This is a genomic window from Pseudomonas sp. ATCC 13867 (genome assembly GCF_000349845.1).
Lineage (GTDB): Bacteria > Pseudomonadota > Gammaproteobacteria > Pseudomonadales > Pseudomonadaceae > Pseudomonas.
The window spans coordinates 3,998,160-4,009,927 of sequence record NC_020829.1 but is presented as its reverse complement, the minus strand read 5'-3'; the positions used below and the strand labels follow the sequence as shown (position 1 = coordinate 4,009,927).

Below are 11,768 nucleotides of genomic sequence, written 5' to 3'. Positions count from 1 at the left end.
GTAAGCCGATATGGCAAGGGTTCGTCACAAGCGCAAGCCGGTCGCCGAAATGAACGTGGTGCCCTACATCGACGTGATGTTGGTGCTGCTGGTGATTTTCATGGTGACCGCGCCGATGCTCAACCAGGGGGTCAAGGTCGACCTGCCCAAGGTTTCCAGCGAGGCGCTGCCGCAGGACAACGATTCGCGCGTCCTCACCATCTCCATCAAGGCCGACAAGACCTACTACTGGAACATGGGTTCCGAGGTCGATCCGGACCAGGGCAAGGGCAGCCAGACTGCCGTGGACCTCGATCAACTGGTCAACGCTGCTTCCGGCATCATGGCCGAGAACAGCCGCCAGGGTAAGAAGGTCCAGGTCTTCGTCCGGGGTGACAAGGCCGTCGACTACGGTTCGGTCATGGCGGTCATGGGCGGCCTGCAGAAAGCCGGTGTCGGCAACGTCGGTCTGATCACCGAGGCGCCGGGGACTTGATGCACCAGCTCGAGCGCTCTCCTTCGGAAAGCTACTTCTGGCCGGTCGTACTGGCCGTAGCTCTGCACGCCCTGATCTTCGCCATGCTCTTCGTCAGCTGGGCCATGACGCCTGAACTGCCGCCTTCGCGGCCGGTCGTCCAAGCCACCCTGTACCAGCTGAAATCCAAGAGCCAGGCGACCCAGCAGACCAACCAGAAGATTGCCGGCGAAGCCAAGAAAACGTCGTCGCGGCAATACGAGCAGGAGCAGCTCGAGCAGAAGAAAGCCGAGCAGCAGGCCATTGCTGCTGCCAAGGCCGAGGAACAAAAGAAGGCCGATGCGGCTCAAAAGGCGGCCGAAGCCAAGAAAGAGGCTGATGCCAAGAAGGCCGCCGATGCCGCCGCGGCCAAGAAAGAGGCCGAGGCGAAGGCTGCCCAGCAGAAGCAGCAGGCAGACATCGCCAAGAAGAAGGCCGAGGAAGAGGCCAAGAAGCAAGCCGCCGAGGACGCCAAGAAGAAGGCGGCCGAAGAGGCCAAGAAGAAGGCCGCCGCGGACGCGAAGAAGAAAGCGGCTGCCGATGAGGCCAAGAAGAAGGCTGCGGTGGAGGCTGCCAAGAAGAAGGCGGCCGCGGCCGCGGCCCGCAAGGCGCAGGAAGACAAGAAGGCTCAGGCACTGGCCGAGCTGCTGTCGGACGATACTCAGCGACAACAGGCTTTGGCTGACGAGCGAGGCAACGAAGTAGCTGGTAGCCTCGACGACCTGATCGTCAAGCTGGTGAGCGAGCAGTGGAACCGCCCGCCATCGGCGCGTAACGGAATGAGCGTAGAGGTGCTGATCCAGATGTTGCCGGACGGTACCATCACCAACGCCAGCGTGACCCGCTCGAGCGGCGACAAGCCGTTCGATGCTTCCGCGGTGGCAGCGGTGCGTAACGTCGGCCGGGTTCCCGAGATGCAACAACTGGATCGTGCGACCTTTGACCAGCTCTACCGTCAGCGCCGCATCGTCTTCAAACCGGAGGATTTAAGTCTGTGAGTACCCTGATTCGCTTCGCGCTGTTCGCCCTGGCCCTGGTGGCCGGCGTGGCGCAGGCCGCCGACCCGCTGGTGATTTCCAGCGGTCGCGACTCGGCCGTCCCGATTGCCGTGGTTCCGTTCGGCTGGCAGGGCGGCAACGTGTTGCCCGAGGACATGTCGAACATCATTGGCAACGACCTGCGCAACTCCGGTTACTTCGAGCCGATCCCGCGGCAGAACATGATCAGCCAGCCGGCCCAGGCCAGCGAAGTGATCTATCGCGACTGGCAGGCGCTCGGCGCCCAGTACGTGCTGATCGGCAACATCGTGCCGGCCGGTGGTCGTCTGCAGATCCAGTACGGCCTGTTCAACGTGGCGACCCAGCAGCAGGTCCTGACCGGCAGCGTGGGCGGCACAACCGAGCAACTGCGCGACATGTCGCATTATATTGCCGACCAGTCGTTCGAGAAGCTCACCGGCATCAAGGGCGCGTTTTCCACCAAGCTGCTCTACGTCACCGCCGAGCGCTTCTCCGTGGACAACACCCGTTACACCCTGCAACGCTCCGACTATGACGGCGCTCGCCCGGTGACCCTGCTGCAGTCCCGCGAGCCGATCCTGTCGCCGCGTTTCTCGCCCGATGGCCGCCGCATCGCCTATGTTTCCTTCGAGCAGAAGCGTCCGCGCATCTTCATGCAGTACGTCGACACCGGTCGCCGCGAGCAGATCTCCAACTTCGAGGGTCTCAACGGCGCCCCGGCCTTCTCGCCGGATGGCAACCGCCTGGCTTTCGTGCTGTCGCGTGACGGCAACCCGGAGATCTATGTGATGGACCTGGGCAGCCGCCAGCTGCGTCGCCTGACCAACAACCAGGCGATCGACACCGAGCCTTTCTGGGGCGCCGATGGTTCGACCCTGTACTTCACTTCGGATCGTGGCGGCAAGCCGCAGATCTACAAGATGAACGTCAACTCGGGCGCCACCGATCGCGTAACTTTCATTGGCAACTACAACGCCAACCCGAAACTTTCCGCGGATGAGAAAACCCTGGTAATGGTTCACCGTCAGGACGGTTTCACCAACTTCCAGATCGCGGCCCAGGACCTTCAGCGCGGCAATCTGCGCGTGCTTTCGAATACCACGCTGGACGATTCGCCTACTGTTGCGCCCAATGGCACGATGCTAATATACGCCACCCGCCAGCAGGACCGGGGCGTGCTGATGCTCGTAAGCATCAACGGACGTGTTCGGTTACCTATACCTACCGCTCAAGGCGACGTGCGCGAACCATCCTGGTCCCCTTACCTGAACTGACGGTTGCCAACTGTTTCAAACTTATACACTGGGGTTCATTAGGAGTTACATGATGGAAATGCTGAAATTCGGCAAATTTGCCGCGCTTGCTCTGGCCATGGCCGTTGCCGTTGGCTGTTCCTCCAAGGGCGGCGACGCTTCCGGCGAAGGCGCCAATGACGGCCGTGACCCGAACGCTGGCTACGGCGCAAACAGCGGTGCCGTTGACGGCTCCCTGAGCGACGAAGCCGCTCTGCGCGCTATCACCACCTTCTACTTCGAGTACGACAGCTCCGACCTGAAACCGGAAGCCATGCGTGCCCTGGACGTACACGCCAAGGACCTGAAAGGTTCCGGCCAGCGCGTAGTCCTGGAAGGTCACACTGACGAGCGCGGTACCCGCGAGTACAACATGGCTCTGGGCGAGCGTCGTGCCAAGGCCGTCCAGCGCTACCTGGTACTGCAGGGCGTTTCCCCGGCTCAGCTGGAGCTGGTTTCCTATGGGAAAGAGCGTCCGGTTGCCACTGGCCACGACGAGCAGTCCTGGGCCCAGAACCGTCGCGTTGAGCTGAAGAAGTAAGACGTGATGCCGATGCGCCTGCGTTTTCTGACCTTGATCGCATGCGGCCTGCCCCTGATGGCGGCGGCCGCGGTTCCGGTACAGGACGGCAATGGTGGCGGTTACGCCAACACGCCGCCCTCGGGTTATGGCACCGCAGGCGCTGAGGGCGCCTATGCCGGAGGCGGGATGACGACTCAGCCCGTCTCCGGACAGGCTCAGCTGTTCATGCAGCTGCAGCAGATGCAGGACGAAATGTCCCGTCTGCGCGGCATGCTCGAAGAGCAGCAGAACCAGATCCAACAGATGAAGCAGGAAAACCTGGAACGCTACCAGGATCTCGACGGCCGTATCTCGGGTGGTGCGGGTGCCGGTGCTGCTCAACAGAACTCCCCCGCTGCCGGCGCCAGTGCCGGAGCTGCCGCAGGTGCCGGCGCAGCCGCCGCACAGCAACCCGCCGCCAGCAGCGAGCCGGGTGATCCGGCAAAAGAAAAGCTCTACTACGATGCCGCCTTCGACCTGATCAAGGCCAAGGACTTCGACAAGGCCAGCCAGGCCTTTGGCGCCTTCCTGCGCAAGTACCCCAACAGCCAGTATGCCGGTAACGCGCAGTACTGGCTTGGCGAGGTGAACCTCGCCAAGGGGGACCTGCAGAGCGCCGGCCAGGCCTTTGCCCGCGTCAGCCAGGCCTATCCGAGCAGCGCCAAGGTGCCGGACTCGCTGTACAAGCTGGCTGACGTCGAGCGTCGCCTGGGCAATACCGACAAGGCACGTGGCATCCTGCAGCAGGTTATCTCCCAGTATCCGGGCAGTTCCGCAGCGCAACTGTCCCAGCGTGACCTGAAGAACCTCAAGTAAGGCTCGCTCCCTCAGTCCGAAAACCCGCGCTCGTCGCGGGTTTTTTCGTTAGAATCCCCGCCTTTCGGGACGTGTCAGTGGCTTCAGCTCGGCTGATGTCTGCGGCCCCCGTGTATGCCGAGTGCGCCGTGTCGCACTCCTGACTCCAACGCAACGGAGGCGGATGGCCTGTATCGCCGTCACGCCCGTGGCTGATATGCAACAGACCCTGCGAATCACCGAGATTTTCTACTCGTTGCAGGGGGAAACGCGCACCGCCGGCTTGCCGACGGTGTTCGTGCGGCTGACCGGCTGTCCCCTGCGCTGCCAGTACTGCGATACCGCCTATGCCTTCAGTGGTGGCGAAATCCAGTCCCTCGACGCCGTCCTCGAGCGCGTCGCGGCTTACAAGCCACGCTATGTCTGTGTCACCGGTGGCGAGCCGCTGGCCCAGCCCAACTGCATCCCGCTGCTGCGGCGCCTCTGCGATGCCGGCTATGACGTGTCGCTGGAAACCAGTGGTGCGTTGGACATCTCCGCCACCGACCGCCGCGTCAGCCGTGTGCTGGACCTGAAGACGCCGGGCTCCGGCGAAGCGTCGCGCAATCGCTACGAGAACATCGGAGAGCTGACGCCCAACGATCAGGTGAAGTTCGTCATCTGCTCGCGCGGGGACTACGACTGGGCAGTTTCCAAACTCATCGAATACCGCCTGGAGCAGCGTGCCGGCGAGGTGCTGTTCTCGCCCAGTCATCGCCAGGTGGACGCCCGTGCGCTGGCCGACTGGATTGTCAGTGACAACCTGCCGGTACGCCTGCAACTGCAACTGCACAAGATTCTCTGGAATGACGAGCCGGGCCACTGAGCGCGGAGGAGACCCTGTTTATGTCCAATCAGAAAGTCATGAATGACAAGAAGGCCGTGATCCTGCTCTCTGGCGGCCTGGACTCCGCGACCGTGGTCGCCCTGGCCAGGGCCGAGGGCTATGACTGCTATACCATGAGCTTCGACTACGGCCAGCGCCACCGTGCCGAGTTGCAGGCGGCCGAGCGTGTGGCGAGCCAGTTGGGTGTCATCGAGCACAAGGTGATCGGCCTGGACCTGAACGACATCGGTGGCTCGGCCCTGACCGACAGCAGCATCGATGTGCCCGAAGCGCCGAGCGAGGGCATTCCGGTGACCTATGTGCCGGCGCGCAATACCGTGTTCCTTTCCCTCGCTCTCGGCTGGGCCGAGGTGTTGGGCGCGCGGGACATCTTCATTGGCGTGAATGCGGTGGACTACTCTGGCTACCCGGATTGCCGTCCGGAGTTCGTCGAGGCCTTCGAGCGCATGGCCAACCTGGCTACCAAGGCCGGTGTGGAAGGTGAGGGCTTCCGCATTCAGGCGCCGCTGCAGTTCCTCTCCAAGGCGCAGATCGTCCAGGCCGGCATTGCCCAGGGCGTGGACTACAGCCTTACGGTTTCCTGCTATCAGGCGGACGATGACGGGCGCGCGTGCGGCAAGTGCGACAGTTGCAGGCTGCGTGCTGACGGCTTTCGCGCAGCCGGGATTGAAGACCCGACGCGATATTTCTGAAAAAAGTTTTTAAGGGGTGTTGTTTTTGCGTTAGAAATCAGTATTATACGCACCACGTCGGGTCGTTAGCTCAGTCGGTAGAGCAGTTGGCTTTTAACCAATTGGTCGTAGGTTCGAATCCTACACGACCCACCAACAAATCCTGCGAAAGCCCCGTGATCGAAAGGTCACGGGGTTTTTGCTATGCGCCGGGAAAAGTCCGTCGTGCGGCAGCCGACAGCGCGTCGCCAGAAGGACGGTGGTGATAAAATCGTCGGCATAATCAGAACCGCGCCTGTAGAGGTTTCCACACGATGTCCCAGATTTCCGAACGCCTGTTGGTTCAGGCTCACCTGGCTGCCAAGCAGCCGCGGGTGCTGAGTGCACAGGAAGAGGCCGATTACCGCGCGGCCATCGCTGCCGAGCTCAAGGCGCAGAACGCCGTGCTGGTCGCGCATTACTACTGTGACCCGGTGATCCAGGCGCTGGCCGAGGAAACCGGCGGTTGCGTTTCCGATTCGCTGGAAATGGCCCGCTTCGGCAACCAGCACCCGGCACAGACCGTGGTGGTTGCCGGCGTTCGCTTCATGGGCGAGACCGCCAAGATCCTCAACCCGGAAAAGCGCGTGCTGATGCCGACCCTGGAGGCAACCTGTTCGCTGGATCTCGGCTGTCCGGTGGATGAGTTCTCGGCGTTCTGCGACCAGCACCCGGAGCGCACCGTGGTGGTCTACGCGAACACCTCGGCGGCGGTGAAAGCGCGGGCGGACTGGGTGGTGACCTCCAGTTGCGCGGTGGAGATCGTCGAGCACCTGATGGATAACGGCGAGCCGATCCTCTGGGCGCCGGACCAGCATCTGGGTCGCTACATCCAGCGCGAGACCGGTGCCGACATGCTGCTCTGGGATGGCGCCTGCATTGTCCACGAGGAATTCAAGGCCAAGCAGCTGGAGGACCTCAAGGCGGTCTACCCGGACGCGGCGATCCTGGTGCACCCGGAGTCGCCCGAGGCGGTGGTCGAGCTGGCCGATGCGGTGGGCTCCACCAGCCAACTGATCAAGGCCGCGCAGACGATGCCGAACAAGCGCTTCATCGTCGCTACCGACCGCGGCATCTTCTACAAGATGCAGCAGCTGTGCCCGGACAAGGAGTTCATCGAAGCGCCCACCGCCGGCAATGGCGCGGCCTGCCGCAGCTGCGCGCACTGCCCGTGGATGGCGATGAACACCCTGGAGCGCACCTTGACGTGCCTGAAGGAGGGGAGTGGCGAGATCTTCGTCGATCCGGCGCTGATTCCCAAGGCCATCAAGCCGCTCAAGCGCATGCTCGACTTCACCCAGGCCGCCAGGCTGAGGGTGGCGGGCAACGCCTGATCTATTGCCCTACAGCGAAAAAGGCCCGGCATAACGCCGTAATGCTGTTCACTTAAGCGGAGCAGCCTTGCAATCCACTGGGTAGCGGGACTTGGAGATCTTCACCGTCCTTGGTCTTGAGGGCCTTGGACGGTGATCCAGAAACAGTCCTCCGAGTCCCGATCTCAGCTCCGAGAGGCGCCTGCCTGTTGCCGAAATCGGGTTGGCCGCCGCCATCACGATCAATTGCACGGCGATATAGTGGGCCACCGGCTTGAAACGTATGTCGCTTGGGGAACGGCCAAAGGCCACCGCAGCCTGACTGGCCTCACGGCGGATGATGTTGTAGGCCAGCAACACTCCCCAGACCTCTTGATAGACCAGTTCCTTGACCTTGCTGCGCAGGGTCATTGCATTCTGCTGTAAGGAGCTTTTGATATCCCGGAAGCCCAGCTCGATCTCCCAGCGTTCCTGGTACAGCTTCACCACGGCTTTGGCGTTATGGATATCCGCCGGCAGTGAGGTCAAAAGGGTTTTTACCTTGCCCCCTACTTCGTAGCTGACCTCACGCACCTCCCAGTGCGTTGGCAGGTCCGGATTGCGCTTGCGTGCCGGGGTCGACACCTTCATGCGCAGCAGGCGATCCCCTTTGCCGTAACGCGTCACCTCCTCGCTGACCAGGGCCTTGCGTGCCGGAATCAACCAATGACGGTTGTCACCGCCCTTGGCCAGCCCCAGTAGCAAGTCAGCACTCCAAAATCCCTTGTCGAACAGCGTCACCGAGTGATCGGGAACCTGCTGCAGGAATGTATCGGCCAAGCGCATTTCGCTACGGCGGTAGGGACTCAGCTGGGCATCCAGGATCAGGTGCGAGCGCACATTCATCAGGGCTGCAAGCCGCAGCATGGGGAATGGTGTCTGGCGGTCGGTGGAGGTATTGCCAGAGCCGAAATGCTCCCGGAGTTCGGGGGTGTCTGGGGTGCGCAGCAGTGCGCCATCCACGGCCAACACCTGCAAGCCCTGCCAGGTATCGCCGTCGTAGCGCTCGCGGCCCCATTGGTGACCCGTCTGGCGAAACAGCCACTCAACCGGATCGGCACCCAACCGTTTGCGCGCCTCGGTGACGCCACTTCTGGCCAGAAGGTCGTAGGAGGCCAGCCCCTGGGCGCAGATGTTCAGACGCCTTGCCACTTCATGGACCGGTTCGTCGCGGAACAACGCCATCCCCAGCACCAGCCAGAGCACCTGGTCGCTGGGCAGGCGGCGCCGCCGGATGGTCGCCTGGGCGGAAAGGTCCAGCGCGGACGCCACCCACTCGACCGGAATGTTCTGGGTGAAGGTGCTCAAATCGGAGAAGTTGAACAACTCGCCTAGGTCGAGCAGTTGCTGTTGGAAAGACATAAAAAATCCGATGCCAGAAGTCTGGCATCGGATTTTCAGGGAGCCGCGACAACAGCTCAAATGCTTAAGTGAACAGCATTACGGCATAACGCCGGGCCTTTCCGTTTCTACCAAGGTGATTTTCGTAGGAGCGAGCTTGCTCACGAAGCTGAACGGCTCCCGTGCTGCCCGCTGAGCCGTTCGCGAGCAAGCTCGCTCCTGCGGGTTCAGCGGCCCATCATCTCCTTCAGCAGACGTTCCTGTTCGCGGAACTCCTGCTGGCGCGCATCCAGGCGCGCGGCCAGGGTGAAGTTGCCGCCGGCACGCCGCTTGGCGAAGTCCAGTTGCTCGATGGCCTGCTTGTAGTCGCCGGTGAGGGCGTAGAACTCGGCGCGTGCCTGGTACACGCCGATGGCGTTGCCGCTGAGGGTGCAGGCGTCGGCCAGGCGACTCCAGACGTCCGGGTCCAGCGGCCGCTTCTGGGACAGCTTGAACAGGGTCTTCTCGGCATCGGCGGCGCGGTTGCTCTTCAGCATCAGATCGGCCTGGGCCTGGATCAGCGGATAGCTCTGCGGGAACTGGCTGAGCAGGCGCTGCACCCGCGCCTGGGCATCGGGGAGCTTGTTGGCGGTGATGTCCAGATCGACCAGGGCCAGGTTGTAGCTGATGTCGTTGGGCGCCTTGGCCAGTAGTTGCTGGAGGCCGCCGCGGGCCTCGTTCAACTGGCCGATGCGGATCTGCGAGAGCGCCAGGCCGTAGCGGGCTGCATCGTTCTTCGGGTCGTCGTCCAGCACCGCGCGGAAACGCTTGCCGGCCATGCCGGGGGTTTCCTCGAACATCAGCTGGACGCGGGCGCGCATCAGCTCGTAGCGCAGAGTGTCTTCCTTGCCGCCCTTGGGGAACTGCTCGGCGCGGTTGCGGGTGTCGGCGATACGCGATTCGGTCACCGGGTGGGTCAGCAGGAACTCCGGCGGCTTGCCCTCGTAGCGGTACTGGCGGGCGAGGCGCTCGAACATGTTGGGCATGGAGCGCGGGTCGTAGCCGGCGCGAACCATAGTGGTGACGCCGACGCGGTCGGCTTCCTGTTCGTTCTGCCGGGAGAAGCGCAGTTGGTTCTGGATGGCTGCCGCCTGGGTCGAGGCGATGGCGGCGATGCCGGCATCGCCGGCACCGGCTGCGGCGGCGACGATACCAGCCAGCATGGCGGCCATCACCGGAATCTGCATGCGTTGCTGCGCTTCGATGCCGCGGGCGAAGTGGCGTTGGCTCAGGTGGCCGAGTTCGTGCGCCAGTACGGCGATGTATTCGCCTTCGGTCTGGGCGTAGAGGAACAGGCCGCCGTTGACGCCCACCACGCCGCCGGGAGCGGCGAAGGCGTTGATCTGCTTGTCGCGGATCAGGATGAATGCCAGGCGATGGTCCTGCAGCTCGCTGGACTCGGCCAGGCGGTAGACGGTGGACTCGACGTAATCCTTCAGTTGCGGGTCGTTGAGCGAATCGACCTGGCTGCGCAGCATGCTCAACCAGGCGCGGCCGAGCTGGAACTCCTGTTCCGGGGATACGATGGACGAGCTGGCGTCGCCCAGGGATGGCAGGTCGTCCGACATCGCGGGCGCTGCGAGGGCGCAGGCGATGGTGAGCAAGGCTGGGCGCAGTACTTTCATGTACAAGAAGCTCGTTCCGAGAAAGGCTCTACTTTAGCTGTACGTTATTGCCAATGCCTAGGTCGCACGGAGCGACTGCGGTGCAAATCGCAGTCGGTATTTCCGGGCTGCCTGGGTTTCGAGCCGCGAAGCTGATGGTGTCGTTCGGGCGGCGGGTGTCGCGGAGCCTGGTTACTTTTCCAATGCTTTCGGTATCCTTGAGAGCCCTTCCCGGAGTTCGTTTCGATGTCTGATTCCACGCCGCTCATCCCCGCCTGTGACGCGGAGCTGGATGCCAGCGGTCTTAATTGTCCGCTTCCCCTGCTCAAGGCCAAGCTCGAGCTGAACCGTCTGCCCAGCGGCGCGGTGCTCAAGGTGATCGCCACCGATGCCGGGTCGCAGCGGGATTTCCGCGCCTTCGCCGAGCTTGCCGGTCACTCGCTACTGCATGAAGAGGTCGAAGCCGGCGTCTATCGCTACTGGCTGCGCAAGAAGTAGCCCTCATGTCCGGGTAACCGGGACGTTACCCCCTTCGTTTTGCAGGTCTGTTCATGCTCAAGGTTTTGCAGGACTGGATGCAGCGCTATTTCTCCGACGAGGAGGCGATAGTGCTGGCGGTCATTCTGGTGCTGGGCTTCAGCGTCATCCTGGCGTTCGGCGGCATGCTCGCGCCGGTGCTGGCCGCAATGGTGATCGCCTTCCTGATCCAGGGCATGGTGGGCGTTCTGGAGCGCCTGCGCCTGCCGCACCTGTTCGCGGTCTGGCTGGTCTATTCGCTCTTCCTTGGCCTGCTCGCGGTGTTCCTGCTGGTGCTGGTGCCGCTGGTCTGGAAGCAGCTGTTCACGCTGCTCAATGAATTGCCGCGGATGCTCGGCGACTGGCAGGCCACGCTGCTGATGCTGCCCGAGCGTTACCCGGACATGGTTACCGAAGAGCAGGTCCTGCACACCGTCGAGGCGGCGCGCAGCGAGCTGGGCCAACTGGGCCAATGGGCGCTGACGTTCTCGCTGTCCGGGCTGCCGGTGCTGGTCAATATCATGATCTACCTGGTGCTGGTGCCGATCCTGGTGTTCTTCTTCCTCAAGGACCGCCGCCGCTTCTACCACTGGTTCCGCCGCTACCTGCCGCGCGAGCGGGGGCTGATGAAGCAGGTGTGGAACGAGATGAACCAGCAGATCGCCAACTACATCCGTGGCAAGGTCGTCGAGATCTTCATCACCGGCGTGACAACCTACATCGCCTTTGCGGTGCTGGGGCTGAACTATGCCGCGCTGCTCGCCTTGCTGGTCGGCCTGTCGGTGGTGGTGCCTTATATCGGCGCGGTAGTGGTGACGGTGCCGGTGGCGCTGATCGCGCTGTTCCAGTGGGGCTGGAGCGACCAGTTCATCTACCTGATGGCCGCCCATGCGATCATCCAGGCGCTGGATGGCAACGTACTGGTGCCGCTGCTGTTCTCCGAAGCGGTCAACCTGCACCCGGTGGCGATCATCTGTGCCGTGCTGCTGTTCGGTGGCCTGTGGGGCTTCTGGGGCGTGTTCTTCGCCATTCCGCTGGCGACCCTGGTGAAAGCCGTGCTGGATGCCTGGCCCCGGCAGCCGGAGCCGGAACGGCAAGTCAGTCCGCTGATGTGATGGAGCGAAAAAGCCCGGCACAGGCCGGGCTTTTTCATATGGCT

The 11,768-nt window shown here is 62.9% G+C and carries 12 protein-coding genes and 1 tRNA gene; 11 read left to right on the top strand and 2 right to left on the bottom strand.

What is annotated here, in order from left to right; translation table 11 throughout:
* Positions 1-10: 10 nt before the first annotated feature.
* From tolR to nadA, 9 genes are all read left to right on the top strand, one after another.
* Positions 11-475, top strand: coding sequence for a protein TolR (gene tolR, locus H681_RS17860; RefSeq protein WP_015478277.1), 465 nt, complete (start codon positions 11-13; stop codon positions 473-475).
* Complete coding sequence (gene tolA, locus H681_RS17855) at positions 472-1,491, top strand: cell envelope integrity protein TolA (protein ID WP_086009568.1); 1,020 nt, start codon at positions 472-474, stop codon at positions 1,489-1,491. Before tolR ends, tolA begins: the two co-directional genes overlap by 4 nt.
* Complete coding sequence (tolB, locus tag H681_RS17850; RefSeq protein ID WP_015478275.1) at positions 1,488-2,786, top strand: Tol-Pal system beta propeller repeat protein TolB; 1,299 nt, start codon at positions 1,488-1,490, stop codon at positions 2,784-2,786. Before tolA ends, tolB begins: the two co-directional genes overlap by 4 nt.
* 52 nt (positions 2,787-2,838) lie before the next feature.
* The gene (gene pal, locus H681_RS17845; RefSeq protein WP_015478274.1) at positions 2,839-3,345 is read left to right on the top strand and encodes a peptidoglycan-associated lipoprotein Pal; all 507 of its coding nucleotides are present in this window, start codon (positions 2,839-2,841) and stop codon (positions 3,343-3,345) included.
* Positions 3,346-3,351: 6 nt separating this feature from the next.
* A complete protein-coding gene (gene ybgF, locus H681_RS17840; RefSeq protein WP_015478273.1) occupies positions 3,352-4,182 on the top strand; it encodes a tol-pal system protein YbgF in 831 nt (276 codons plus the stop codon).
* Between the two features lie 196 nt (positions 4,183-4,378).
* A complete protein-coding gene (gene queE, locus H681_RS17835) occupies positions 4,379-5,026 on the top strand; it encodes a 7-carboxy-7-deazaguanine synthase QueE (RefSeq protein WP_015478272.1) in 648 nt (215 codons plus the stop codon).
* Positions 5,027-5,064: 38 nt separating this feature from the next.
* On the top strand, positions 5,065-5,739 hold the full coding sequence (gene queC, locus H681_RS17830; RefSeq protein WP_015478271.1) for a 7-cyano-7-deazaguanine synthase QueC: 675 nt from the start codon (positions 5,065-5,067) through the stop codon (positions 5,737-5,739).
* A 59-nt stretch (positions 5,740-5,798) separates the two neighbouring features.
* Positions 5,799-5,874: transfer RNA gene (locus H681_RS17825), tRNA-Lys, on the top strand.
* Between the two features lie 158 nt (positions 5,875-6,032).
* Positions 6,033-7,091, top strand: a complete 1,059-nt coding sequence (gene nadA, locus H681_RS17820) for a quinolinate synthase NadA (RefSeq protein WP_015478270.1) — start codon at positions 6,033-6,035, stop codon at positions 7,089-7,091.
* A gap of 48 nt (positions 7,092-7,139) precedes the next feature.
* On the opposite strand, the gene H681_RS17815 is transcribed toward nadA, so the two are convergent.
* The gene (locus tag H681_RS17815) at positions 7,140-8,471 is read right to left on the bottom strand and encodes an IS4 family transposase (RefSeq protein ID WP_015475035.1); all 1,332 of its coding nucleotides are present in this window, start codon (positions 8,469-8,471) and stop codon (positions 7,140-7,142) included.
* A gap of 206 nt (positions 8,472-8,677) precedes the next feature.
* The gene (locus H681_RS17810) at positions 8,678-10,114 is read right to left on the bottom strand and encodes a M48 family metalloprotease (protein ID WP_015478269.1); all 1,437 of its coding nucleotides are present in this window, start codon (positions 10,112-10,114) and stop codon (positions 8,678-8,680) included.
* Between the two features lie 225 nt (positions 10,115-10,339).
* Between H681_RS17810 and H681_RS17805 the strand changes: the two genes are divergently transcribed.
* The gene (locus H681_RS17805) at positions 10,340-10,591 is read left to right on the top strand and encodes a sulfurtransferase TusA family protein (protein ID WP_015478268.1); all 252 of its coding nucleotides are present in this window, start codon (positions 10,340-10,342) and stop codon (positions 10,589-10,591) included.
* Between the two features lie 53 nt (positions 10,592-10,644).
* Positions 10,645-11,724 carry an AI-2E family transporter gene (locus tag H681_RS17800; RefSeq protein WP_015478267.1) on the top strand — a complete coding sequence of 360 codons (1,080 nt, stop codon included), beginning with the start codon at positions 10,645-10,647 and terminating at the stop codon, positions 11,722-11,724.
* Positions 11,725-11,768 lie beyond the last annotated feature (44 nt).